The organism is Litoreibacter meonggei, assembly GCF_003663885.1.
Classification (GTDB): Bacteria; Pseudomonadota; Alphaproteobacteria; order Rhodobacterales; family Rhodobacteraceae; genus Litoreibacter; species Litoreibacter meonggei.
In genome coordinates, this window is the sequence record NZ_RCCE01000004.1 from 287,755 (window position 1) to 310,688 (window position 22,934).

Here is a 22,934-nt window from a genome sequence, read left to right on the forward strand (position 1 = left end):
GCCAAAGGATATTCTCATGACGCCAACCACTGCCGACATTGACCTGATCCAGCGGATCATCCCGCACCGCTATCCGTTCCTATTGGTCGACAAGGTGGTGGACATCAAAGCTGGTGAAAGTGCGCGTGGGATCAAGAACGTCACTTTCAACGAACCGCATTTCCAAGGCCATTTCCCTGGCGCACCTATCATGCCGGGTGTCACTATCATTGAAGCCATGGCGCAGACTGCTGCCGTTATGGTGGGCGTTACGATGGACATGGCTGATAAAGACCTGCTGGTGTATTTCATGGCCATCGATGGATGCAAATTCCGCCGTAAGGTTGTGCCCGGCGATGTATTGCACCTTGATGTCCAAGTGACGCGGGGCAAAGCGGGCGCAAAGGTCTGGAAATTCAAGGGCGTCGCAACCGTTGAGGGCGAGATGGCCGCTGAGGCCGAATTCACCGCAATGATGGACCTGCCGAAGTGAGTGCGACTATCCATCCCTCTGCCTACGTTGAAGACGGGGCGCAAATCGCCGACGGCGTGACAATCGGGCCGTTTTGCACCGTAGGGGCAAACGTCAAGCTTGCCGCAGGGGTTGAGCTGAAGAGCCATGTTGTCGTCACCGGAAAAACCTCCATTGGGGAAGATACGATTGTTTTCCCGTTCGCGGTTATTGGCGAAATTCCACAGGACCTGAAGTTCGACGGCGAAGAAACCCGCCTAGAGGTTGGCGCGCGAAATCGCATTCGCGAAGGCGTGACGATGAACACCGGCACCTCCGGTGGTGGTGGGTTGACCAAGGTCGGTGACGATTGCTTGTTCATGACTGGTTCCCATGTCGGGCACGATGCCATCGTCGGCAATGGTGTGATCATGGCCAATCAAGCCGCACTGGCAGGGCATTGCATTATCGAAGATAAGGTTATCATTGGCGGTCTTGCGGGTATCCATCAATTTGTGCGCATCGGCCGAGGCGCCATCATTGGCGCTGTGACCATGGTAACGAATGACGTCATCCCCTACGGCTTGGTGCAAGCCCCACGCGGCGAGTTGGACGGGCTAAACTATGTCGGAATGAAGCGCGCTGGCGTAGCGCGGGCAGACATCACTGCGATGCGGGCTGCCTATCAGATGCTGCGTCAGGGAGATGGTGCATTTCAGGATCGCGCCCGCCGCTTGGCCGATGAAACTGATAGCGAATATGTACGCGAAGTTGTCGACTTCATCTTGGGCGACAGCGATCGGTCGTACCTGACCCCACGCTGATGCTGGCGCTGGTTGTAGGAGAGGGCGCGCTGCCAGAGCTTCTGATGGAGCACCTGTCCGCGACGAACACTCCGTATCACTTATGTCAGATGGAATGGCAGGGCACTGACGCACGGGATGATCAGCCCGTGCGCAAGTTTCGTATCGAGACCCTGGGTAGCTTTATTGAGTGGCTGAAACAGCAGGGTGTCGACCGGATTTGCTTTGCCGGACGCGTGGATCGCCCACCGCTAGACCCTGCATTGATTGACCCACAAACTATGCCGCTCGTTCCAAGGATGATGCAGGCCTTACAGGTGGGTGACGACGCCGCCTTGCGGCTTGTGTTGGGTTTTTTCGAGGAAGCGGGCATTCGTCCCGTTGGCGCACATGAGGTGCAGCCCGATATTTTGCCACCAGCCGGCTTTATAGGCAGCGCACGCCCCACCGAGGCACATGAGCGCGATGCGGACCGCGGCATCGAGGTGATCGCCGCCATGGCTGCGGCCGATGTCGGGCAGGCTTGTATCGTTTACAACCGCCAACCGCTGGTGATCGAGGCACAACCCGGCACGGATTTCATGATGCAAAGCCTGCTGCAAGAACGGGTGGCTTTGCCATGGGGACGTAACCTTCTGGGAATAAGCAAAAGCGCACGCGCAAAAGGGCTGCCATCTAAAGGCGGAGTGCTGGTCAAGGCAGCTAAGCCGGGGCAGGAACTGCGCATCGACATGCCTGCTATCGGCCCTGATACGATCCTGCGCGCGGTGCAGGTGGGGCTCGACGGGATTGTTGTGGAGGCGGGTCGTGTGATCCTATTGCAGCCTTCGATTTGTGCAAAGCTGGTTGAAAAGCACGGTCTATTCCTTTGGGCGCGCGAATGAAGGTCTATGTCATCGCGGGAGAACCGTCAGGTGACAAGCTTGGCGGGGCCTTGATGGACGGCCTGAAGCAACTGAACCCGAATGTGACGTTCCAAGGGGTCGGTGGCCCTTTGATGGAAGCGCAGGGGATGACGTCCTTATTCCCCATGGACGAATTGTCGGTGATGGGATTGGCGGAGGTGCTGCCCAAACTACGTGGGTTATTCCGGCGTCGTGATCAAACGGTCGAGGACATTATCGGCTCTGGCGCGGATGTGGTGGTTACTATCGACAGCCCTGATTTCTGTCTACGGGTGTTGCGCAAGCTGCGCGGCTTGTCAGCGGTGCCGACCGTTCACTATGTGGCACCCTCGGTTTGGGCATGGCGCACGAAACGCACCGAGCGGATGAAAGGGATCGTTGATCACGTGATGGCGCTGCTTCCGTTCGAGCCACCTTATATGGAACGCGCAGGGCTCGCGTGTGACTTCGTGGGCCATCCCGTTGTCGCGGAACCGCTGGCCGATGTATCAGACGCGTCCAGGCTCCGAAACACTTATGGTTTGGGCGAGGCTCCCGTTGTCCTTGCCTTGCCCGGCTCGCGTCGGGGCGAGGTCACGCGATTGGCCGACATCTTCGGCGAAAGCTTGCACAAGCTGGCCGCCAAGCGGCCCGACATTCGTGTGGTCATACCCGCAGCAGCGCCCGTTGCGGGATTGGTGTATCAGCTTACAAAAGGTTGGCCGGGTGAGCCCGTTATACTGGATCCGCGTGGGATAGATCCCGATCTAGCACTTGCAGAAAAACGCGCCGCTTTTGCAGCGGCGGATGTGGCCTTGGCGGCGTCTGGCACGGTCTCATTGGAACTTGCCGCAAACACCGTTCCGATGGTGATTGCTTACGATATGAATTGGCTGTCACGGAAACTGATCCGTGCGATGCTTCAGATTGATACGGTCACACTGGTAAACTTGGTGTCCGAGACCCGTACAGTGCCGGAATTTTTGGGCGAGGCCTGCAAACCTGTCGATATCGCGCGGGCATTGGATCAGGCGCTCACTCCCGGACCTGACCGTGCAGCACAAGCTGCCGCCGCCGAGATCACAATGGAGCGGTTAGGGCGCGGGGATGAACCACCGGGCTTACGTGCGGCCAAGGTTGTAATGCGCGTGGCGGGGTTTGCTGATACACCTCAGGTTTGAGCAAATTCAGATCGTGAAGTCCGCCATTTCACAACCGGTGAGTGCCACGAGATCTGATGGAGCGAGCGAAAAAATGTGCCTCGGTGTGCCTGCTGCTGCCCAAATGACGTCGAACTCCATCAGGCGCGGATCGATAAAGGCGCGAATGGGGTTCAGATGCCCCACGGGCGACACGCCGCCGATAGCGAAGCCGGTTTGGCTGCGGATCAGATCGGCATCCGCCTTTCCCAAAGGCTCATCTGCAATTACGCTGGCCTTCGCCGCGTCGACCTGATTGCCGCCAGCGGTTAGGAACAGCATTGCAGTTCCGCTTACTTCACCTCTGAAAATAATGGATTTCGCAATCTGATCGACGCTGCAATTGGCCTGCTCGGCGGCCTGTGCTGCGGTGCGTGTCTGATCATCGGTTTCGATTATTTCCACGTCGATCCCCGCATCGGCGAGGGCCTTGGTGACGCGTTTCAGGCTTTTGCTCATAGATGCGACATTAAGGGATGACCACGCAGCTGCAAGCGCAGGTTGACGTTGCCTGCTGCGAGTTTCATCGTGACGTCATGGCTTTTTCAGATCACATCACCCGACATCCGTTGCCCCACAACATTGAGCGTTGCGCCGAGGCGCGCGGCGCATTTCTTGATCTGCCCGAACCACTTGCGACCCTGTTGGAAAACACTGCCGGATGCAGCCCCTATCTGGCGGGCTTGATGATGCGGGAGCGCGATTGGATATCAGCTCTGGCGTCGAGCACAGCTGAAGAGCTACGCGATGGCGTCTGGCGCGACATCACACAGACCGAGGGCGATCTCAAAGTAACATTCAGACAGGCCAAACGGCGCATAGCGCTGCTTGCGGCGGTCGCGGATATCGGTGGCGTTTGGCCGTTGGAAACTGTCACTCATGCCCTGACAGAGCTTGCCGACCGGTGTCTGCAACGTGGATTGACAGAATTGACGGCGGCACAAATCGCACGGGGAAAATTGCCGGGTCAAACTGAGGCGGATGCAGAGTCCGGTGCGGGCATGTGTGTGTTGGCGATGGGCAAAATGGGCGCATATGAGCTCAACTATTCGTCGGACATCGACATGATCTGTTTGTTCGACGAGAGCCGCTTTGAACCTGACGACTACCTGGTGGCCCGCACGGCTTTCGTAAAAATTACACGCGCGCTGATGGGGCTTATGTCCGACGTTACCGCCGACGGATACGTGTTCCGTTCTGATTTGAGGCTGCGCCCCGATGCGTCGGTCACGCCGGTCTGCATCGCCATGGAAACAGCGGAACGGTACTACGAGAGTGTTGGCCGCACATGGGAACGGGCGGCGTTCATCAAGGCGCGACCGTGTGCAGGTGATTTAGCGGCGGGCGATCGGTTTCTAGACCGGCTTAGTCCGTTCATCTGGCGGAAGCATCTCGACTTCGCGGCGATCGAGGACGCCCATGACATGCGATTGAAAATCCGCAGCCACAAAGGGCTCGGCGGTGCGATGCGGATTGACGGCCATAACATGAAGCTTGGGGCTGGCGGTATTCGCGAAATCGAGTTTTTCACCCAAACCCGACAGCTTATCGCGGGCGGACGTGATCCTGATCTTCGGGTGCGCGGCACACGCGAAGGGTTGGACCGGCTGGTCGAGGCGGGCTGGGTGCCGAAAGAGGCATCAGACAAATTGCAAGCGGCCTATGTTGCCCATCGCGAGGTCGAGCATCGCCTGCAAATGATCAATGATGCGCAAACCCATGAGTTGCCGAAAAACGAAGAAGGGTTCCAACGTCTGTCACGCTTCATGGGGGAGGAGGACACCACCATATTTAGGGCAGGGTTACTGGCCCGCCTGGAGGAGGTGGCAGATGTGACCGATAGCTTCTTTGCCCCCGATGAGGCGGAGGAGGTCCCCGAGACGGAAGGATTGCTGTCGCCTACGAAATATCTGGAGCAGTGGCGCAGCCTGGCCGCACTGCGGTCCGAGCGTTCGGTGAAACTGTTCAAACGTGTTTTCCCAACAATTCTTAAGCAAATGGGGCAGGCCACACGACCAGCGGAAGCCATGGCGGAGTTTGAGCGGTTCCTGTCCGGTCTGCCTGCGGGCGTTCAGGTTTTCTCGCTTTTTGATGCAAACCCGCAATTGACCAAACTGATCGTGGATATTTGCGCCACGTCGCCTGCACTGGCCACGTATCTTTCGCGCAACTCGGCAGTACTGGACGCTGTGATCGGTGGGGATTTCTTTTCGCCGTGGCCGGAAGTGGAAACACTGACAGAGCTTCTCGCCACACAAATGTATGAGATATCAGACTATGAGGGGCGGCTTGACGCGGCACGTCGCTGGCAGAAGGAATGGCATTTCCGTGTGGGCGTCCATCACCTGCAAGGCCTACTGAGCCCAGACGATGCCAGCGCCCAATATGCCGACTTGGCGCAGGCCACCTTGGCGGCACTTCTGCCAGTTGTAGAAACAGAGTTTGCCCGCAAGCATGGGGCGGCCCCCGGTCGTGGTGCTGTGGTTTTGGGAATGGGATCATTGGGTGCAGCAGCGCTTACAGCCCAATCCGACCTTGATCTGATTATGATTTATGATCCCGGTGGGGTCGAGGAAAGCGACGGGCGGCGCCCGCTTGAGACGCGGACCTACTTTGCGCGCCTTACACAAGCCTTTGTTACCGCGCTGACCGCCCCCATGGCCGAGGGGCGCTTGTATGAGGTTGATTTACGGCTCAGGCCGTCTGGGCAATCGGGGCCAGTGGCGACCTCTCTGGGGGCGTTCACGAGCTACCAGACCAATGACGCCTGGGTCTGGGAGCATCTGGCGTTGACCCGCGCAAGGGCCATCGCGGGGAACGCATCACTGCAAGCGGATGTTGAGGCGGTCCGGTGTCAGGTGTTGTCAGGCAGCTATGACGCGGAACGCATCAAACGTGAAACTCAGGAGATGCGGAAACGTTTGGCTGATGCGTCGGGCGCGCCTACACTATGGGACGTTAAATCCGGCGCGGGCGGCCGACAGGATATCGAACTGTTCAGCCAAGCATTGAGCCTAATCGGCAAAGGCACCGAGCGCCAGATTTCAGCGCAACTAAATGACGCGAAACGAGCGGGGTTGTTGACCGACGCGCAGTTTGATCAGTTGTTGGATGCGCACACGCTCTTCTCTCATATCCAGATGGCGGCGCGGCTGATGTCAAACAAGGCGATCGCGCCAGACGAAATGGGTGCGGGCGGGGTAGCGATGCTATTGCGCGATTGCGATTGCGAGACTGTTGAGAAACTTGCGTCCCGGGTTATTGAATGTCGCAAAACGGCTGCGGACGTCGTGGAACAGGTGCTGGGATAACACCGTTTTCGTATTAACTGTGGATCAATCAATCCTGCGAGGAAGCAACAGATGGATATGAACAGCATCGACCGCAAAGGCCTGATCCGTGAGGCCTACAGGATCGACGGGATCACCTATGGCGAATGCCGCTCGATTTTTCTGGATTGGGCGTTGAACCTGCCTGACGGTCAGGACAGCAATACTGCAATCACGCATTTGCTGGACGCCTATGGGACCGCACCTGAAAGCCATCCAATGACAGCCGTTCTACGAGAAGGACTCGCCGACAAGCCTGATGCAAAGCGGCGCGGCGGTCGTAAGGCGAGGCTTGAAGCGAAACCAAGCAAGCCCTAGGGAAAAAAAACGCCGCCAATCCCAATCCGGAATGGCGGCGAAAAAGCAAACTTTGCTTAAATTACTCGGCGGAAACCGCGGCTGTTACAGCGTCGAACCCGGCTGTGAAGCCTTTCAGGGACATCGACAGCTCGACCTTCTGGTCAGGTGCCTGTGCTGGCACGACAACGATTTTGGCAAGATTGCCGCCTTTGAATGCAGCAACATCACCCGCGGTGAAACCGACGCGTGAGAAGCAGCCAATTGCCGTACAGAAGGTGAACGGGTAGACCTTCGGTTTGCCACCATCAACGGAGAGCTGAACGTTTTGCGTGAGCAACGTCTCGAGTGGCGTTACGATGGTCGCGCCAGCGGCAAGCTTATCGTCTTGTGGAAGGCTGAACAGATTGATCTCGGCGACAGAGTTGCCCTGTTGATCTTCCAGCAGTTGGTACAGCTGGCAGGGATCTTTTGTGCCCTCGGGGGCTTTGATGCAACGAAGCTCCCAGTCGCCATGCTCGGAAACCTTATAGGTCGAGCCGACTTCGATCACTTCAGCGCCAGTGCTTAGGCCGTCATCGCGTGGCGCTTCGCCTTCAGCAGCCGGGGCTTCTTCTGCCGCTTCGGTCGTGGCCTCGGTTGTCGTGTCGGTCGTGGTCTGTGCGATTGCACCGCCCACTACAAATGCGCCCATTGCGGCGCCGATCATAAGTGATTTCAAATACTCAGACATGTGATCCTGCTACTCAATTTTGATATTGGCAGGGGTTTAGCATGGGCGAAGATGGGTGTCAGGTCGGAAAACGCATATTGGCATCTGGGCAGGGCAATTTCCGCCTACACAGCGCTTCAATGAAAAAAGGGTCTGCGAACAGACCCTTTCCCCGAATTTTTTCTCCCCGTCGGACTAGGCCGACTTATGAGGCGGACATTAGGCATCGTTGCTACTTCGGTCAACAGCTAACCTGCGACAATCTGTTCACATTTGATCTGACAAAAAAAGACCGTGTCGCAAGACACGGCCCAGTCGACAGGGAGGAAGTCATGCGAGAGGCCATCGAGACAGCCACGTCAGCATGACGATCACACTGGCACATAGTCGTTAACAAGCTATTGTGGCGCGAACTAAAACATGAACGACCGAATTGAGGGACCACCATGGCAGACACGGACAGCATTTTTGTAGGCGGCGGCGGTGAGGGCTATGGGGATCCGCAAGACCTATTGCTGAAATACGCCAACCGCCACGGTCTTATTGCAGGTGCTACGGGCACAGGTAAAACCGTGACGTTGCAAATTTTGGCGGAGAGCTTGTCCAATGCTGGCGTGCCTGTCTTCATGTCCGACGTCAAAGGGGACCTGTCCGGCTTGGCGGTTGCGGGAAGTGAGGCTCACAAACTGCATGGCGCATTCATGGAGCGCGCCGCGACGATCGGCTTTACCGACTTTAGCTACGACTCTTTTCCCGTCACTTTTTGGGACATGTATGGTGAAAGCGGCCACCCCGTGCGCACCACTGTCAGCGAAATGGGGCCGCTATTGCTATCGCGTCTGTTGGAGCTGTCGGAGGCACAGGAGGGTATCCTGAACATCGCGTTCCGCGTAGCCGACGAAGAAGGTCTGCCGCTGCTGGACCTTAAGGATCTGCAATCGCTGCTGGTCTGGATCGGACAAAATGCCAAATCACTGGCGTTGCGCTACGGTTTTGTCTCGTCGCAGTCAGTTGGCGCAATCCAGCGACGCCTTCTGGTATTGGAAAACCAAGGGGCTGGGGACTTTTTTGGCGAACCCGCGCTGGACCTGGATGACATGTTCCACGTAGATGCCGATGGTCGCGGCCAGATCAACATCCTTGCCGCCGATAAGCTGATGTCCGCCCCGAAGCTCTACGCGACTTTCCTGCTTTGGCTGCTATCCGAGTTGTTCGAGACGCTGCCGGAAGTCGGCGACCCTGATAAGCCGATATTCGTGTTCTTCTTTGACGAGGCGCATTTGCTGTTTGACGGCGCCCCGAAGGCTTTGGTCGATAAGGTCGAGCAAGTCGCGCGGCTGATCCGTTCGAAAGGTGTCGGCGTGTACTTCATCACCCAAAAACCCGCTGACGTTCCGGAAGATATTCTGGGCCAGCTCGGCAACCGTGTTCAGCATGCGTTGCGTGCGTTTACACGCAAGGATCAGAAGGATCTGCGTTCGGCGGCGGACACGTATCGCGAAAATCCGCGTTTTGATGTCGAAGACGCGATCAAGGAGGTGGGCGTCGGCGAAGCCGTGACCTCTTTCTTGATCAAAAAAGGTATTCCGGGAATGGTGGAGCGAACGTTGATCCGCCCCCCGTCTTCACAACTTGGACCGATCAGCAGCAAGGAACGTCGCGCCGTTCTTGCGACCTCGCCAGTGGCGGGCAAATACGAGACCGCGATGGATCGGGAATCCGCGTTTGAGATGCTGGCGCAACGTGCGGCGGCCGCCGCCAAAGCAGCTGAGGAGGCAGAAGCCAAGGAGGAGGAGATGGAGGCACGAGAGCGCGAATACCAAACCGGTCGTCGTTATTCTGGAACCCGTGTGAAACGCTCCACCTCCAAGACCACCACGCGAAAACGGCGCGGTGATAGCGCGGGGGAGGCGTTTGCCAAATCCATGATGCGCTCTATCGGCACGAAGGCGGGCACCGCTATCGTGCGCGGGATCATGGGCAGCTTGTTCAAGGCCCGTTGATCTAGGCCCGGCTTTCGGCCTTCACCTCGTCCCACAGGGCGTCCATCTCTTGCAGATCGGACTGGGACGGGGTTTTGCCACGCTCTGACAGTTTTGCCTCAACCCCTTCGAAGCGGCGCGTAAATTTCGCGTTGGCCGCCCGTAAGGCAGCTTCTGGGTCCAAGCCCAGATGGCGCCCCAGATTGGCCATCACGAACAGCAGGTCACCGAATTCGTCCTCGATCTCGGTTTGCGTCAGCGTGTCGCGCGCCTCCACCAATTCACGGGATTCCTCGACGATCTTGTCCAGAACTTCATCCGTCGACGGCCAGTCAAACCCGACCCGAGCGGCCCGCTTTTGTAACTTCAAGGCGCGGAGCAATGCAGGAAGGCCGACGGCGACCCCGTCCAAGGTTCCCCCTTGGGCCTTTCCGGCACGTTCTGCCGCTTTGATCTGCTCCCAATCCGCGACTTGCTGCTCGGCAGATTTGTCACGACTCTCGTCGCCGAAAACATGGGGGTGGCGGGCGATCATCTTGTCGGAAATTGCGTTGGCAACGGAGGCGAAATCGAAAAGGCCCGCCTCTGTCCCCATCTGCGTATGATAAACAGTTTGCAGCAACAAATCGCCCAGCTCGCCCTCCAGCTCTTTCCAGTCGCCACGCTCTATGGCGTCTGCAACTTCGTAGGCTTCCTCGATCGTGTATGGCGCGATAGATGCGAAATCCTGCTCTATGTCCCATGGACAACCCGTCTTGGGGTCGCGCAAACGGCGCATAATTTCGATCAAGCGGGGCATCGGCTGGGCGGCGTCATAGACAAGATCGGGCATTGCAGCGCCTTCGTGTTTGGAGGATCGTTACAGGCAGATAACCAGAAGGAACGCCGCCATGCCACCCGTGAACCGCATCGCCGACTACGCCGAGGATATGAAAACCTGGCGGCGCTGGATGCACCAGCACCCAGAATTGCAGTTCGACTGCCATGAAACGGCTGCTTTCGTGGTTGAGCGGCTTAAAGAATTCGGAATCACCGAAATTCACGAAGGAATCGCGCAAAGCGGTGTGGTCGCGATCATCGAAGGGCAGGGAGCGGGTCCAACCATCGGTTTGCGAGCCGACATGGATGCGTTGCCAATGCAGGAAACCACCGGGCTAGACTATTCATCTACCGTCGAGGGCAAGATGCATGCATGCGGCCATGACGGGCATACGACAATGCTGCTTGGGGCCGCAAAATATCTGGCGGAGACACGCAACTTCAAGGGGCGTGTCGCGCTAATTTTCCAACCCGCAGAGGAAGGCGGCGGCGGCGCGGGCGTTATGGTTCAGGAGGGAATCATGGAGCGCTTCGATATCGGCGAGATCTACGCCCTGCACAACAACCCCGCTGTGCCGTTTGGCGAATTCGTCACGACACCAGGTCCGATCATGGCGGCGGTCGACACCTTTCACATCCATATCGACGGAGTTGGAGGGCACGGCGCTTATCCACACGAAACAAAGGACCCAATCGTCGCGACCCTGGGTATTTGCAATGCTATCCAGACCGTCGTTTCACGCAATCACAAATCGCTGGATGATCTGGTGGTGTCGGTGACGCAAATCCATACGGGCTCCGCGGACAATGTGATCCCCGATACCGCCTATATCAATGGCACCGTTCGCACCTTTGATCCCGAGGTGCAGGACATGGTGGAACGCCGCCTGACCGAGATTATCGAGGGGCAGGCGACCAGCTACGGCGTGACTGCACGCTTGATTTATGAGCGCGGCTATCCCGCGACGGTCAACGACGCCAAAAAGACCGCCTTCGCCGCCGAGGTCGCGCGGCAAGTTGCAGGGGCCACCGCAGTGAATGATGAAGGTGGGCGCGAAATGGGGGCGGAAGACTTTTCATATATGCTGGAAAGCCGTCCGGGGGCCTATCTGTTCCTTGGTCAAGGAACAGGCGCTGGCCTGCATAACCCCAACTACAACTTCAACGACGAGGTCGCGCCGATTGGCGCATCCTTCTTCGCGAAACTGGTAGAGACAGCGCAGCCCCTCTAAGCGAGATTTTGATAAGCGCGATTGCCGTATAGCAATGGTGGGCCATCAAGGCGGGTCACTTGAAACACCGATCCGATCATAACGTGATGGGTGCCGATACGCTCGTCCGACAATAGCTTGCAATCAAACCGCGCGAGCGCAGACGTCAAACCGGGTGCACCGCTGTGCATAGTTTCGAACTGCCCGGCCGCGAATTTGTCCCCCCCCGGAGCGCGCGCGCGACTGGCGAACACATTCGCGATGTCAGATTGATCGGCACCCAGAACGTTTATGCAAAAACAGCGGTTGCTTAGGATCGCAGGGGCCGCCGATGTCTCGTGGTGAAGGCACACCAGCATTGTAGGCGCGTCACCATCCGCTGACACGGACGTCATGGCAGATACTGTTGCTCCCGCAGGTCCCGCAATTCCGTCAGTCGTCACTATGGTGACGGAGGAGACCAGCTGGCTCATTGCGTCCAGAAACTCGTCGCGAAGTTGGAGTCGTTCAGGTGTTGTCATGGTCGCCTTCTTGGTTCGCGCTGTTGCGCCTGTCTGCCTGTGCATGAACTTAGGTGCAAGTCTTGCATTGTCACGAAGGCAGGGGCAGGTTGGCGGTGATACAGACGAAGGAGCGATCATGAGCGCTGACACCAACCTCGACATTGCAGCGCTGGACAAGGCCCACGCGCTGCATCCTTGGACCCATTTCGAAAGCTTCGTTCGCGACGGACCCTTGGTAATCGAGCGCGGGTCCGGCTGTTCCCTTTGGGACAGCGATGGTCGGGAATATCTTGATGCGGTTGGCGGGCTTTGGTGCACGAATATTGGCCTTGGTCGCCGCGAAATGGCTGAGACAATCGCCGCGCAGGCCGAGAAACTGGCTTTTTCCAACACCTTCGTGGACATGACCAACGGACCGTCCGCCTTGTTAAGCGCCAAGCTGGCGGAGCTGGCACCGGGGGATTTGAACCACGTCCATCTGACAACTGGCGGCTCCACTGCTGTCGACAGCGCTTACCGCATGGTTGCATATTATCAACGCTGCGCTGGTCGGCCTGACAAAACCCATGTTATCGCGCGCGACAGTTCTTACCACGGCTCCAGCTTTGCGACGATTTCCATCGGCAAACGGTCCGGCGACAAGATGCCGGAGTTTGAATACTTGTCAGAGGGCATCCATCACGTCAGCGCCCCAGACTGTTATCGCGCTATTGGCGAGCGGAGCGAGGCGGAGTTCTGCGATGATCTGGTTGCGGAGTTCGAAGCCACGATTAACGAAATCGGACCAGACAAGGTGGGTGGTTTTTTCGCGGAACCCATTCAGGCATCGGGCGGCGTCGTGGTGCCGCCCGAAGGCTACCTGAAACGCATGGCAGAGGTCTGCCAGAGGCACGATATCCTGTTCATCGCGGATGAGGTCGTGACAGGGTTCGGGCGCTTGGGGCACTGGTTCGCGTCATGGGACGAATTCGGGGTGCAGCCGGACATCATTTGCTGCGCCAAGGGCCTTAGCTCCGGCTATCAACCCATTGGCGCTATGATTTTTTCTGACCAGATATGGGATGCGATGCAAGGGGACCGCTGGTACGCATCCGGCTTCACCTATGCGGGGCATCCGGTGGCCTGTGCTGCAGCGCTGAAGAATATCGAGATTATTGAGCGCGAGGGCCTTCTCGTGCATGCCACAAAGGTCGGCCAGTATTTCGAAGATCGCCTCGGGCAGCTGGAAAACCTGCCGATGGTTGGCGATGTTCGTGGGCGCAAGCTGATGCTGTGTGTCGAAAACGTAGCGGACAAGGCCATCAAAGCACTGCTGCCGGACGATCTCGACGTGGGCAAGCGCATCGCTGACGCCGCAGAGGCGCGCGGATTGATGGTGCGCCCGATGGGGCATCTCAATGTGATGTCACCGCCCTTGGTGATAACGCAACCGCAGGTGGACTTCGTCGCGGAAACCCTTGAATTGGCTATCAAAGAAGTGACGGACCAGCTGGTGCGCGATGGAATAAGGATTGGATAATGGCGCTTACTGATGCTGCAAACGATGTGGACAATGCGTTAACCCGCGACGGTTTTCGAGGGCATAGTTTCGAGAACGCTTTCGGCGGTGCGCTCAGCTTCCTGCGCCGGACCTATACCAAGGACCTCATGGATGTTGACCTAGCTGTAACAGGAATTCCGTTCGACCAAGCGGTCACGCATCGTCCCGGCACACGTCTTGGGCCGCGCGCTATTCGGGAGGTCTCGACGTTGCAGGCCTGCGATCCGCCTTATGGCTGGGACATTGATCCGATGCTGGATTGCAATGTCGCGGATTATGGGGATTTAGCGTTTGATTACGCAGACATACCTGCCTTTCCTAAAGCGGTTACAAACCACATATCCGGCATTCTTGACGCCGGTGCAGGCTCGCTATGTCTTGGTGGAGATCACTACATAACCTTCCCGATTTTGCGGGCCTATGTGAAGAAATTCGGGCCTCTATCCTTGCTGCAGTTCGATGCCCATTCCGACACCTGGCCCGACGATGACATGGCCCGTGTCGACCATGGGACCATGTTTTACAAGGCGGTGAAGGAAGGTCTGATCGTGCCGGAACGCTCGGTGCAGGTTGGTATCCGGACCGTTTGCGAGAACTATATGGGCGTGAACGTCATAGACGCCCGCGAAGTGCATGAAAGCGGGACGGTGGCTGTGGTGAAGAAGATCAAATCCATCATCGGGGACCATCAAACTTACCTTACCTTTGATATTGATTGCCTCGACCCTGCCTTCGCGCCGGGAACCGGTACGCCCGTCTCGGGCGGGCTGAGTTCAGCGCAAGCGCTTCACATCCTGCGCGACCTTAAGGGACTGAACATGGTCGGCGGCGATGTCGTGGAGGTTTCCCCACCGTTCGATGTGGGCAACGCCACCGCCGTTGCGGGCGCACATGTGGCGACCGAATTGATGTGTCTATATTGCTATAACAAACGGGAGCGTGCGTGATGCCAAACCAACCAGTTTCAGGGAACGATCTTGCGCGTTTTGCCGGTCAGGGCACGTTTATGCGTCTTCCAAAGGTTGAAAATGCCGAAGGGCTCGACGTGGCGTTTGTTGGCATTCCGATGGATCACGGCTCCAGCTGGCGGTCCGGAACGCGGTTTGGACCAGCCCAAGTTCGCAACGAAAGTTCGATGATCCGCCCTTATGCGGTCCAGACTGGTGCCGCCCCGTTTGATGCGCTGCAATGTGCGGATATTGGTGATGTGGCCATCAACACGTTCAATCTTCGCGATAGTATTCGTATCATTACAGAGTATTACGACACACTCTTGAAGCACGATGTCATTCCAATGACGATCGGCGGGGATCATACGATCACGTTGCCAATCCTGCGCGCCATCGCAAAGAAACACGGGCCAGTGGGCCTCGTGCATGTAGATGCTCATGCGGATGTAAATGACGAGATGTTTGGCGAGCGCGAGTGCCATGGCACGGTCTTTAGACGCGCTTACGAAGAAGGGCTGCTTCGCCCCACAGATGTCTACCAGATCGGATTGCGCGGCACTGGCTACACTGCCGAAGATTTCGACGAGCCGCGCGAATGGGGCTTCAACCTAACGCTCGCGCAGGAGGTTTGGCACAAGTCGACAGCTCCGCTCGCGGCGCAGATCAAAAACAACATGGGCGCGGGGCCGGTTTACATCACCTATGATATCGACAGCCTTGACCCGTCCATCGCACCCGGCACAGGCACACCCGAAATCGGCGGCCTGACAACGCCGCAAGCGCTGGAGCTGATCCGGGGGTTGCGCGGGTTGCCAATTGTGGGCTGCGATCTGGTCGAAGTTGCACCGCCTTACGACACTTCCGGCAACACTGCGCTAACCGCGGCGAATATCATGTTCGAGATGCTGTCGGTATTGCCCGGAGTTCCGTATCGATAGCCACAAATCCCATGGACTACGGGCGCGAATTGAACGACAACGTGGCAAAACGTGGAAATGGCACAGGCAAATGGCAGTAGGTATCTTTGATAGCGGGTTGGGCGGTTTGACCGTCTATGACCAGATCGCGGCTGACATGCCCGATCTGCCTGTATGCTACTTTGCCGACAGCGCGAACACGCCTTACGGCGTACGCACCGCTGACGACATCTACACCCTCACCTGTACGGCCACGCAGTCACTGTTCGATGCGGGCTGTGATCTGGTGATCCTTGCGTGCAACACTGCCTCTGCGGCGGCCTTGCGGCGGATGCAGGAAAGCTGGGTGCCAACCGACAAGCGCGTGCTTGGTGTATTCGTGCCGATGATCGAAGCCCTGACCGAGCGGAACTGGGGCGACAACTCCCCGCCGCGCGAAGTGGACGTGCGGGACGTTGCCCTATTTGCCACCCCTGCGACCGTTGCGTCGCGGGCGTTCCAGCGTGAACTGGCGTTCCGTGCCATTGGCGTCGATGTCGAAACGCAGCCTTGTGGCGGTTTGGTGGATGCACTGGAAGACGGCGACGAGATGCTGGCTGAGGCCTTAGTGCGCTCGCATGTCGACGCGCTGAAACGGCGGATGCCCAACCCGCAGGCAGCGATCCTGGGCTGCACGCATTACCCGTTGATGCAAAAGGCGTTTCAGGATGCGTTGGGGGAAGACGTCAAAGTGTTCTCGCAAGCCAATCTGGTGTCGGCGAGTCTAGCGGATTACCTCAAGCGGCACCCGAATATGCTGGGTCAGGGGACAAAGACCAAGTTCCTGACCACTGGCGATCCGGCACAGGTCACCGACCGCGCCACGCAATTCCTGCGACGAAAGATCCAGTTCGAAGCGGCATGATTGCCGCGCGCCTGTCTTTCTTCTAAACCATCTGTGAATTCATACGGAGTCTGTCATGACCCATAAAATCGCCATCCTAGGTGCGTCCGGTTATACCGGAGCGGAACTTGTCCGGTTGATCGCAACGCACCCCTCTCTTTCCATCGCTGCCTTGTCGGCTGACCGCAAAGCCGGCATGGAAATGGCCGAGGTGTTCCCGCATCTTCGGCATCTGGACCTGCCCACTTTGGTGACCATCGGCGAGATCGACTTCTCGGACATCGAGCTGTGCTTTTGCGCCTTGCCGCATAAGACCTCGCAAGAGGTCATCGCCAAACTGCCAAAGACGTTGAAAATCGTCGACCTGTCTGCCGATTTCCGGCTGCGCGATCCTGAGGCCTATAAGGCATGGTACGGAAACGACCACGCGGCGCTGGAGATGCAGGGCGAGGCGGTTTACGGCCTGACGGAATTCTACCGTGATGACATCACCAAGGCACGGCTTGTGGCTGGCACCGGCTGTAACGCGGCGACGGGCCAGTTTGCCCTGCGGCCCCTGATTGCGGACGGTGTGATTGATCTGGACGACATCATCCTTGATCTCAAGGTCGGTGTGTCCGGTGCGGGGCGGTCCTTGAAGGAAAACCTGCTGCATGCGGAACTGTCCGAAGGCAGCAACGCCTATGCGATCGGTGGCACGCACCGGCATCTGGGAGAGTTCGATCAGGAGTTCTCTGCCATCGCCGGACGGCCCGTTAAGGTTCAGTTCACACCCCATCTGGTGCCAATGAACCGAGGCATTCTCGCGACCTGCTATGTTAAAGGCGATGCTGCAGAAATCCACGCAACCTTGGCCGAAGCCTATAGCGGGGAGCCCTTCGTTGAAATCCTGCCATTCGGTCAGGCGCCGTCCACCCATGAAACGCGAGGCTCGAACTTCGTGCATATTGGCGTCACCGGTGACCGGATCGACGGGCGTGCCATTGTAATCGCGGCCCTTGATAACCTTACGAAAGGCTCATCAGGGCAGGCGTTGCAAAATGCCAATCTGATGTTAGGTCTTGATGAGACCGAGGGGCTGATGATGGCCCCACTGTTCCCGTAAAGGATACGCCATGAAGGGCCTCAAGAAAAAACGCCGCATTCAGGTCATCGCAGTCGCTGCGGTGGCGTTGCTCGTGTCCACTGCATTGATTGGCTACGCACTGCGTGACGGGATCAACTTCTTCCGATCACCCACCGAAGTGGTGGAAACTCCACCCGGAGAGGCCGAAACATTCCGCATTGGCGGCTTGGTCGAAGAGGGCAGTCTGAAGGTCAACGAGTCGCAAGAGATCACCTTTAATGTGACCGATGGCAACGCGGTTGTCGCGGTCACCTATAAGGGTATCTTGCCTGATCTGTTCGAAGAAGGTCAGGGGATGGTTGGTACTGGACGTTACATTGAAGGCATCTTCCAAGCATCTGAAATACTTGCCAAACATGACGAAAAATACATGCCGGTCGAAGTCATAGACGCGTTGAAAGAACAAGGGGTCTACCAGACACCGGACGGTAGCTAGATGCTCCGTTAATCTATTAAGAGCAGCTTTGCCCTCGCGTTGCAGCGGAGGTCAAAGATGCAAACAGTATTCGAAATCGCGAAAGATATTGTCCGTCGTGAAGGCGGCTATGTAAGTGATCCAGATGATCCCGGTGGCCCTACCAATCACGGTGTCACCATTCACACCATGCGCAGGCTTGGACTTGATCTGAACGGCGATGGGGACGTGACCCGTGCAGATGTGCAGGCTTTAACGCAGGCGCAGGCAGTCGAGATATTCATCGACCACTACTTTCACGCACCACGTATCGACGCACTTCCACAGCCGTTGCAAGCCACTGTCTTCGACATGCATGTGAATGCAGGTGCGAATGCTATCAAGCTGTTGCAGCGTCTCGTGAATGACATGGGGCAAGACATTGCGGTGGATGGAAAAATCGGGCCGCACACCATCCGCGCCACCTATGCGGCGTATCAGGACGCCCCAAACCATATGGCTGACGCATACGGAATTGCGCGACGGGGCTACTATTACAAACTGGCCGACCGCCGCCCCGCATCTCGTAAATACGCGCGTAGGCGCGATGGGGGCAAGGGAGGATGGATCAAGCGGGCCGAGGAATTCCTGTCGCCACATTACCATCTATCCGCCGCGGATCATCGGAAACGGGTGGCACCATGGGGTTGATCTCGCAGGTGTTGAAAGGTGGGCTGGGTGGCGCTGCGAACGCAGTTGTCGACGTGGCCGAGGTGTTCCGCCCAAACGCAACCCGTCGGATGGAGCTTGGGCATGACGCTTTCAGCGCCGCATTGTCGCAACATGGGGCCGAATTCCAGTACGGGCGCGTGGGGTGGTTTGACCGCGCGATGAACGGTCTCAATCGTCTGCCCAGACCGATGCTCGCTTTGGGGACGTTGGGGCTTTTTATCTACGCCATGGTTGATCCGTTGGGCTTTGCTGGACGGATGCAGGGGCTGGCCTATGTACCGGAACCGCTCTGGTGGCTTCTTGGGGCGATCGTGAGTTTTTACTTCGGCGCGCGCGAGTTGCACTACCGCCGAGGACCAATCGCGCAGCCACCTTTGCCGGCATCGCGGTCCAAACCGACGACTAATCCAGCGCTCGAAGCATGGCGGGCTGAGCGTGGGGGATAATAAGTATAAATGACGGCGCGTTTCGCTTTTCTAAACTGACCGGTTCGTTATCGTGTCGCTCAACAAGAGATTTGGAGAGTTGCGATGCAATACGAAACCCTGCGGCTGAACATCAGCAATAACGTGGCCATTATTGAATTCACCCGTGACGAGGTGATGAACGCACTGAACACGCAGATGCGCGCAGAGATACTGCATGCCGTGAAATCCGCCGAATCCAATGCACGTGTTCTGGTGCTGACAGGCAAGGGGCGGGCCTTCTGCTCGGGTCAAGACTTGGGCGACCGCGCCAGCGTGGCGTCCACCGACTTGGAGCGCACGTTGCGCGACGAGTATGTGCCGATGCTAATGGCGATTTACAATTGTCGCATTCCAACGATCTCGGCTGTGAACGGGCCGGCTGCGGGGGCCGGGGCCAACTTGGCGCTCGCCGCCGATGTTGTCATCGCCACCCAATCCGCGGTGTTCCTACAGGCGTTTACCCGCATCGGTTTGATTCCGGACGCAGGCGGCAGTTATTTCCTGCCGCGTCAGGTTGGGATGGCCAAAGCCATGGGGGCGGCATTATTTGCAGAACCTCTGACCGCCGAGCAAGCCAGCGCCATGGGGATGATCTGGGAAGCAGTTCCCGATGATGACTTCGCCCAGCACTGGAAAGATCGGGCGACGCATTTGGCGAACGGTCCAACGGAAGCTTACGCTCGGGTCAAGAAAATCATCCGCTCCAGCTTTGAAAATGATCTTGAGAAACAGCTTTTGCTAGAGGCTAAACTTCAGGGCGAATGCGGTAAGACCCATGATTTTCGCGAAGGCGTTTTGGCGTTCCTCGATAAACGCGCGGCGCATTACGAAGGGCGCTAGGGTCTAAGGACACGTGTTGTAAAGAAAAAGGCCACCCGCGAAGGTGGCCTTTTTTGTTAGCGGCTTTCGATGTCGGTGTAGTCGCGCCGTGTCGCACCAGTATACAACTGGCGGGGGCGACCGATTTTCAGGTTTGGATCCGAAATCTGTTCTTTCCATTGCGAAATCCAGCCCACCGTCCGCGCCAGCGCAAAGATTGGCGTGAACATCGAAGTCGGGAAACCCATCGCTTCCAGAATAATGCCGGAATAGAAGTCGACATTCGGGAACAGCTTTTTCTCGGCGAAATATGGATCAGCCAAAGCTTGTTTTTCAAGCTCCATCGCGACCTGCAACAGCGGGTTGTCTTCGACGCCCAGCAGCTCAAGGACTTCGTCAGCGGATTGTTTCATCACTGTCGCACGCGGATCGAAGTTTTTGTAAACGCGGTGGCCAAAGCCCATAAGGCGATAGTTGTCGTCCTTGTCTTTTGCCCGGGCAATGAATTCAGGAATGCGGTCAACCGTGCCGATTTCCTTTAGCATTTCCAGACAGGCTTGGTTTGCACCACCATGCGCAGGGCCCCACAGGCACGCGATGCCGGCGGCGATACATGCAAACGGATTAGCCCCGGACGAGGACGCCAGGCGCACGGTCGAGGTTGATGCGTTCTGCTCGTGATCAGCGTGTAGCGTGAAGATGCGGTCCATTGCGCGGGCGAGGATGGGATCAACCTCATAGTTCTCGGCGGGAACCGAGAAGCACATATGCAAGAAATTCGCCGCGTAATCGAGGTCATTGCGCGGATACACAAATGGTTGCCCGACCGAATATTTGTAGGCCATCGCGGCAATCGTTGGCAGCTTGGCGATCAGGCGGATCGCGGCGACTTCCCGCTGCCAATCATCATTGATGTCGGTGCTGTCGTGATAGAATGCGGACATAGCGCCGACCACGCCCACAAGCGTTGCCATGGGATGTGCGTCACGGCGGAAACCGCGGAAGAAGTTGTGCATCTGTTCGTGAACCATCGTATGATTGGTTACACGTGCTTCAAAATCTTCAAGTTCGGTCGCGGAGGGAAGCTCACCATAAAGCAGCAGATAGCAGACTTCGAGGAAATGGGATTTTTCGGCCAATTGGTCGATGGGATAGCCGCGGTGCAGCAATTCACCTTTGGCACCGTCGATGAAGGTAATTGTGCTGTCGCAAGCTGCCGTAGAGGTGAAGCCCGGATCGTACGTAAACACGTCGCCCTGCGCATAGAGCTTGGTGATATCAATCACATCAGGCCCGGCGGTTGGGGTGTGGATTGGCAACTCGATTTCCTTGTTGCCGATAATCAATCGTGCGGATTTGTCAGACATGCATTCACCTTTCGTGTGTCCGGAGGTGAGCGCGGTCGCAACCCCCTGTTATGTATCGCGTTTAAGCCACGACGTTCGGGTCTTCTCGTTTCCTGGCCGGCCTGCGGCGAGGGGTAATCAGGCAGCTATCGCCGCCAGCCTTCTGAGTGTCTCATCGCGCCCGATGATGATCATCATGTCAAAGACGCTCGGGGATACTGCGCGGCCCGAAAGCGCGACCCGAAGGGGGCCAGCAAGTTTCCCGAATTTGAGATCTTGCGCTTCGGCAAACTCCATCACGGTTTGCTCTAGCGCCTCACGGTTCCAGCTAGCAGTTTGCAGCTGCGGCGTCAATTGCGTCAGTATACCACGGGATACCGGATCCAGCAGTTTTGCGGCTTTTTCATCATGCGTGAACGGCGGCTCGTCGAGCACAAACGCAAATTTTGCCAGCAGATCACCGACGGATTTGTCTGCGACATCCAGCTGCCCGAATGCATCAAAAAAGGCTTTGGCTTTGTCGTTCGGCAAGGTTGGTTCATCAACTGCTGCGAGATAGCTTTGTACATCGCGTAACATGGTTTCAGGATCGCTCATCCCGATCTGATGGCGGTTAATGTTTTCCATTTTCTTAAAATCGAGCCGGGCAGGGGCTTTGCCGATGCCGCCAAGATCAAACCATCCCATTGCCTGCTCGGTGGTGAACACCTCGTCGTCCCCATGGCTCCAACCGAGACGCGCCAGATAGTTGCGCATCCCCGCAGGGGTGTAGCCCATAGCTGCGTATTCCATCACACCCAACGCCCCATGGCGTTTTGACAGCTTCTTGCCGTCCGGCCCGTGGATCAACGGAATATGAGCAAAAACCGGCAAGTCCCATCCCATAGCTGTGTAGATCATTGACTGACGCGCGGCGTTGGCAAGGTGATCATCGCCACGGATCACGTGGGTCACGCCCATATCGTGATCGTCAACAACCACGGCAAGCATATATACGGGGCTACCGTCCGAGCGGAGCAAAACCATGTCGTCCAGCGCGTCTGCCTTCCATGTCACGTCGCCCTGCACAGCGTCTTGAATGGTGATTTCACCCTCTTGCGGCGCTTTGATCCGAATGACGAAGGGGGCATCGGGATGGTCCCCCGCAGCCACATCACGCCATGGCGAGCGGAACAAAGTCGAGCGCCCCTCTGCCCGCGCGGCTTCGCGAAATGCCTCAATCTCGTCTTGTGTCGAGAAGCATTTATATGCCGTTCCCGATGCCAGCATTTCTTGCGCAACAGCGGCATGGCGGTCGGCGCTTTCAAATTGGCTAACAGCGTCGCCGTCCCAATCAAGCCCTAACCAAGTCAGCCCATCCAGAATGGCTTGTGTGGCCTCGGGCGTATAGCGCGCGCGGTCTGTATCCTCGATCCGGAGCAGAAACTTCCCTCCGCGACCGCGCGCATAGAGCCAGTTGAACAACGCCGTGCGTGCGCCGCCAATATGCAGGTAGCCGGTTGGAGACGGGGCGAAGCGGGTGACCAAAGGGGCGTCTGTCATAGGGTGTTTAACCTTTTGGAAAGTATGTTCGGGCAGGCTCTGCCCACAA

The 22,934-nt window shown here is 57.5% G+C and carries 23 protein-coding genes; 17 read left to right on the plus strand and 6 right to left on the minus strand.

The features are described from left to right. Positions 1 to 16: 16 nt before the first annotated feature. From fabZ to lpxB, 4 genes are read left to right on the plus strand one after another with little or no spacing between them, the layout of a single operon-like run. A complete protein-coding gene (gene fabZ / locus BCF46_RS13355) occupies positions 17 to 472 on the plus strand; it encodes a 3-hydroxyacyl-ACP dehydratase FabZ (RefSeq protein WP_121025056.1) in 456 nt (151 codons plus the stop codon). After that, positions 469 to 1,254 (plus strand): acyl-ACP--UDP-N-acetylglucosamine O-acyltransferase, encoded by a 786-nt coding sequence (lpxA, locus tag BCF46_RS13360; protein ID WP_121025058.1) that lies wholly within the window; start codon positions 469 to 471, stop codon positions 1,252 to 1,254. Before fabZ ends, lpxA begins: the two co-directional genes overlap by 4 nt. Next, a complete protein-coding gene (locus BCF46_RS13365; RefSeq protein WP_121025060.1) occupies positions 1,254 to 2,117 on the plus strand; it encodes an LpxI family protein in 864 nt (287 codons plus the stop codon). Before lpxA ends, BCF46_RS13365 begins: the two co-directional genes overlap by 1 nt. After that, positions 2,114 to 3,298 carry a lipid-A-disaccharide synthase gene (gene lpxB / locus BCF46_RS13370; RefSeq protein WP_121025062.1) on the plus strand — a complete coding sequence of 395 codons (1,185 nt, stop codon included), beginning with the start codon at positions 2,114 to 2,116 and terminating at the stop codon, positions 3,296 to 3,298. Before BCF46_RS13365 ends, lpxB begins: the two co-directional genes overlap by 4 nt. A 6-nt stretch (positions 3,299 to 3,304) precedes the next feature. On the opposite strand, the gene BCF46_RS13375 is transcribed toward lpxB, so the two are convergent. Then, on the minus strand, positions 3,305 to 3,775 hold the full coding sequence (locus tag BCF46_RS13375; protein WP_121025064.1) for a YbaK/EbsC family protein: 471 nt from the start codon (positions 3,773 to 3,775) through the stop codon (positions 3,305 to 3,307). Positions 3,776 to 3,792: 17 nt separating this feature from the next. On the opposite strand from BCF46_RS13375, the gene BCF46_RS13380 reads away from it, so the two are divergent. Then, a complete protein-coding gene (locus tag BCF46_RS13380; protein WP_245990133.1) occupies positions 3,793 to 6,627 on the plus strand; it encodes a bifunctional [glutamate--ammonia ligase]-adenylyl-L-tyrosine phosphorylase/[glutamate--ammonia-ligase] adenylyltransferase in 2,835 nt (944 codons plus the stop codon). A gap of 51 nt (positions 6,628 to 6,678) precedes the next feature. Next, positions 6,679 to 6,963, plus strand: a complete 285-nt coding sequence (locus BCF46_RS13385; RefSeq protein ID WP_121025066.1) for a hypothetical protein — start codon at positions 6,679 to 6,681, stop codon at positions 6,961 to 6,963. A 61-nt stretch (positions 6,964 to 7,024) separates the two neighbouring features. Here the strand turns inward: BCF46_RS13385 and BCF46_RS13390 are convergent, their stop codons facing one another. Further along, on the minus strand, positions 7,025 to 7,675 hold the full coding sequence (locus tag BCF46_RS13390) for an invasion associated locus B family protein (protein ID WP_121025068.1): 651 nt from the start codon (positions 7,673 to 7,675) through the stop codon (positions 7,025 to 7,027). Between the two features lie 425 nt (positions 7,676 to 8,100). Here BCF46_RS13390 and BCF46_RS13395 point away from each other — a divergent pair, with 425 nt between their 5' ends. Then, complete coding sequence (locus BCF46_RS13395) at positions 8,101 to 9,657, plus strand: helicase HerA-like domain-containing protein (RefSeq protein ID WP_121025070.1); 1,557 nt, start codon at positions 8,101 to 8,103, stop codon at positions 9,655 to 9,657. A gap of 1 nt (position 9,658) precedes the next feature. On the opposite strand, the gene mazG is transcribed toward BCF46_RS13395, so the two are convergent. Further along, a complete protein-coding gene (gene mazG, locus BCF46_RS13400) occupies positions 9,659 to 10,468 on the minus strand; it encodes a nucleoside triphosphate pyrophosphohydrolase (protein ID WP_121025072.1) in 810 nt (269 codons plus the stop codon). Positions 10,469 to 10,526: 58 nt separating this feature from the next. Here mazG and BCF46_RS13405 point away from each other — a divergent pair, with 58 nt between their 5' ends. Then, positions 10,527 to 11,687 carry a M20 aminoacylase family protein gene (locus BCF46_RS13405; protein ID WP_121025074.1) on the plus strand — a complete coding sequence of 387 codons (1,161 nt, stop codon included), beginning with the start codon at positions 10,527 to 10,529 and terminating at the stop codon, positions 11,685 to 11,687. Here BCF46_RS13405 and BCF46_RS13410 read toward each other — a convergent pair. After that, a complete protein-coding gene (locus tag BCF46_RS13410) occupies positions 11,684 to 12,187 on the minus strand; it encodes a flavin reductase family protein (protein ID WP_121025076.1) in 504 nt (167 codons plus the stop codon). The genes BCF46_RS13405 and BCF46_RS13410 overlap by 4 nt on opposite strands. A gap of 118 nt (positions 12,188 to 12,305) precedes the next feature. Here BCF46_RS13410 and BCF46_RS13415 point away from each other — a divergent pair, with 118 nt between their 5' ends. From BCF46_RS13415 to BCF46_RS13455, 9 genes are all read left to right on the plus strand, one after another. Beyond that, positions 12,306 to 13,688, plus strand: a complete 1,383-nt coding sequence (locus BCF46_RS13415) for an aminotransferase (protein WP_121025425.1) — start codon at positions 12,306 to 12,308, stop codon at positions 13,686 to 13,688. Continuing rightward, entirely contained in the window at positions 13,688 to 14,656 is a 969-nt protein-coding gene (gene speB / locus BCF46_RS13420; protein WP_121025078.1) for an agmatinase, read from the plus strand. The genes BCF46_RS13415 and speB (BCF46_RS13420) overlap by 1 nt, the downstream gene beginning before the upstream one ends. Continuing rightward, a complete protein-coding gene (speB, locus tag BCF46_RS13425) occupies positions 14,656 to 15,597 on the plus strand; it encodes an agmatinase (RefSeq protein ID WP_121025080.1) in 942 nt (313 codons plus the stop codon). The genes speB (BCF46_RS13420) and speB (BCF46_RS13425) overlap by 1 nt, the downstream gene beginning before the upstream one ends. A gap of 70 nt (positions 15,598 to 15,667) precedes the next feature. Further along, complete coding sequence (locus BCF46_RS13430) at positions 15,668 to 16,480, plus strand: glutamate racemase (protein ID WP_121025082.1); 813 nt, start codon at positions 15,668 to 15,670, stop codon at positions 16,478 to 16,480. 55 nt (positions 16,481 to 16,535) lie between these two features. Next, complete coding sequence (argC, locus tag BCF46_RS13435; RefSeq protein WP_121025084.1) at positions 16,536 to 17,564, plus strand: N-acetyl-gamma-glutamyl-phosphate reductase; 1,029 nt, start codon at positions 16,536 to 16,538, stop codon at positions 17,562 to 17,564. 10 nt (positions 17,565 to 17,574) lie between these two features. Next, positions 17,575 to 18,021, plus strand: coding sequence for a cytochrome c maturation protein CcmE (gene ccmE / locus BCF46_RS13440; protein WP_121025086.1), 447 nt, complete (start codon positions 17,575 to 17,577; stop codon positions 18,019 to 18,021). A 57-nt stretch (positions 18,022 to 18,078) separates the two neighbouring features. Then, entirely contained in the window at positions 18,079 to 18,690 is a 612-nt protein-coding gene (locus BCF46_RS13445; RefSeq protein ID WP_121025088.1) for a holin-associated N-acetylmuramidase, read from the plus strand. Further along, positions 18,681 to 19,157, plus strand: coding sequence for a holin family protein (locus tag BCF46_RS13450; RefSeq protein WP_121025090.1), 477 nt, complete (start codon positions 18,681 to 18,683; stop codon positions 19,155 to 19,157). The genes BCF46_RS13445 and BCF46_RS13450 overlap by 10 nt, the downstream gene beginning before the upstream one ends. Before the next feature lie 84 nt (positions 19,158 to 19,241). Continuing rightward, positions 19,242 to 20,018, plus strand: coding sequence for an enoyl-CoA hydratase-related protein (locus tag BCF46_RS13455; RefSeq protein ID WP_121025092.1), 777 nt, complete (start codon positions 19,242 to 19,244; stop codon positions 20,016 to 20,018). A 56-nt stretch (positions 20,019 to 20,074) separates the two neighbouring features. Here BCF46_RS13455 and gltA read toward each other — a convergent pair whose 3' ends face one another. Both gltA and gltX read right to left on the minus strand, forming a co-directional pair. Beyond that, the gene (gene gltA / locus BCF46_RS13460; protein WP_121025093.1) at positions 20,075 to 21,364 is read right to left on the minus strand and encodes a citrate synthase; all 1,290 of its coding nucleotides are present in this window, start codon (positions 21,362 to 21,364) and stop codon (positions 20,075 to 20,077) included. A 117-nt stretch (positions 21,365 to 21,481) separates the two neighbouring features. Beyond that, positions 21,482 to 22,885: a glutamate--tRNA ligase gene (gene gltX / locus BCF46_RS13465; RefSeq protein WP_121025096.1), complete on the minus strand. Its 1,404-nt coding sequence runs from the start codon at positions 22,883 to 22,885 to the stop codon at positions 21,482 to 21,484. Between the last annotated feature and the right edge of the window lie 49 nt (positions 22,886 to 22,934).

What these genes read in the sequence shown, in the direction of transcription:
- BCF46_RS13395 (WP_121025070.1), top strand. Translation starts at nt 8,101, where the DNA reads ATGGCAGACACGGACAGCATTTTTGTAGGCGGCGGCGGTGAGGGCTAT.
- gltA (WP_121025093.1), bottom strand. Translation starts at nt 21,364, where the DNA reads ATGTCTGACAAATCCGCACGATTGATTATCGGCAACAAGGAAATCGAG.
- BCF46_RS13380 (WP_245990133.1), top strand. Translation starts at nt 3,793, where the DNA reads ATGACCACGCAGCTGCAAGCGCAGGTTGACGTTGCCTGCTGCGAGTTT.
- BCF46_RS13405 (WP_121025074.1), top strand. Translation starts at nt 10,527, where the DNA reads ATGCCACCCGTGAACCGCATCGCCGACTACGCCGAGGATATGAAAACC.
- BCF46_RS13375 (WP_121025064.1), bottom strand. Translation starts at nt 3,775, where the DNA reads ATGAGCAAAAGCCTGAAACGCGTCACCAAGGCCCTCGCCGATGCGGGG.
- argC (WP_121025084.1), top strand. Translation starts at nt 16,536, where the DNA reads ATGACCCATAAAATCGCCATCCTAGGTGCGTCCGGTTATACCGGAGCG.
- BCF46_RS13450 (WP_121025090.1), top strand. Translation starts at nt 18,681, where the DNA reads ATGGGGTTGATCTCGCAGGTGTTGAAAGGTGGGCTGGGTGGCGCTGCG.
- speB (WP_121025078.1), top strand. Translation starts at nt 13,688, where the DNA reads ATGGCGCTTACTGATGCTGCAAACGATGTGGACAATGCGTTAACCCGC.
- BCF46_RS13415 (WP_121025425.1), top strand. Translation starts at nt 12,306, where the DNA reads ATGAGCGCTGACACCAACCTCGACATTGCAGCGCTGGACAAGGCCCAC.
- BCF46_RS13445 (WP_121025088.1), top strand. Translation starts at nt 18,079, where the DNA reads ATGCAAACAGTATTCGAAATCGCGAAAGATATTGTCCGTCGTGAAGGC.
- fabZ (WP_121025056.1), top strand. Translation starts at nt 17, where the DNA reads ATGACGCCAACCACTGCCGACATTGACCTGATCCAGCGGATCATCCCG.
- BCF46_RS13385 (WP_121025066.1), top strand. Translation starts at nt 6,679, where the DNA reads ATGGATATGAACAGCATCGACCGCAAAGGCCTGATCCGTGAGGCCTAC.
- gltX (WP_121025096.1), bottom strand. Translation starts at nt 22,885, where the DNA reads ATGACAGACGCCCCTTTGGTCACCCGCTTCGCCCCGTCTCCAACCGGC.
- lpxB (WP_121025062.1), top strand. Translation starts at nt 2,114, where the DNA reads ATGAAGGTCTATGTCATCGCGGGAGAACCGTCAGGTGACAAGCTTGGC.
- BCF46_RS13390 (WP_121025068.1), bottom strand. Translation starts at nt 7,675, where the DNA reads ATGTCTGAGTATTTGAAATCACTTATGATCGGCGCCGCAATGGGCGCA.
- BCF46_RS13365 (WP_121025060.1), top strand. Translation starts at nt 1,254, where the DNA reads ATGCTGGCGCTGGTTGTAGGAGAGGGCGCGCTGCCAGAGCTTCTGATG.
- mazG (WP_121025072.1), bottom strand. Translation starts at nt 10,468, where the DNA reads ATGCCCGATCTTGTCTATGACGCCGCCCAGCCGATGCCCCGCTTGATC.
- ccmE (WP_121025086.1), top strand. Translation starts at nt 17,575, where the DNA reads ATGAAGGGCCTCAAGAAAAAACGCCGCATTCAGGTCATCGCAGTCGCT.
- BCF46_RS13430 (WP_121025082.1), top strand. Translation starts at nt 15,668, where the DNA reads ATGGCAGTAGGTATCTTTGATAGCGGGTTGGGCGGTTTGACCGTCTAT.
- BCF46_RS13455 (WP_121025092.1), top strand. Translation starts at nt 19,242, where the DNA reads ATGCAATACGAAACCCTGCGGCTGAACATCAGCAATAACGTGGCCATT.
- BCF46_RS13410 (WP_121025076.1), bottom strand. Translation starts at nt 12,187, where the DNA reads ATGACAACACCTGAACGACTCCAACTTCGCGACGAGTTTCTGGACGCA.
- speB (WP_121025080.1), top strand. Translation starts at nt 14,656, where the DNA reads ATGCCAAACCAACCAGTTTCAGGGAACGATCTTGCGCGTTTTGCCGGT.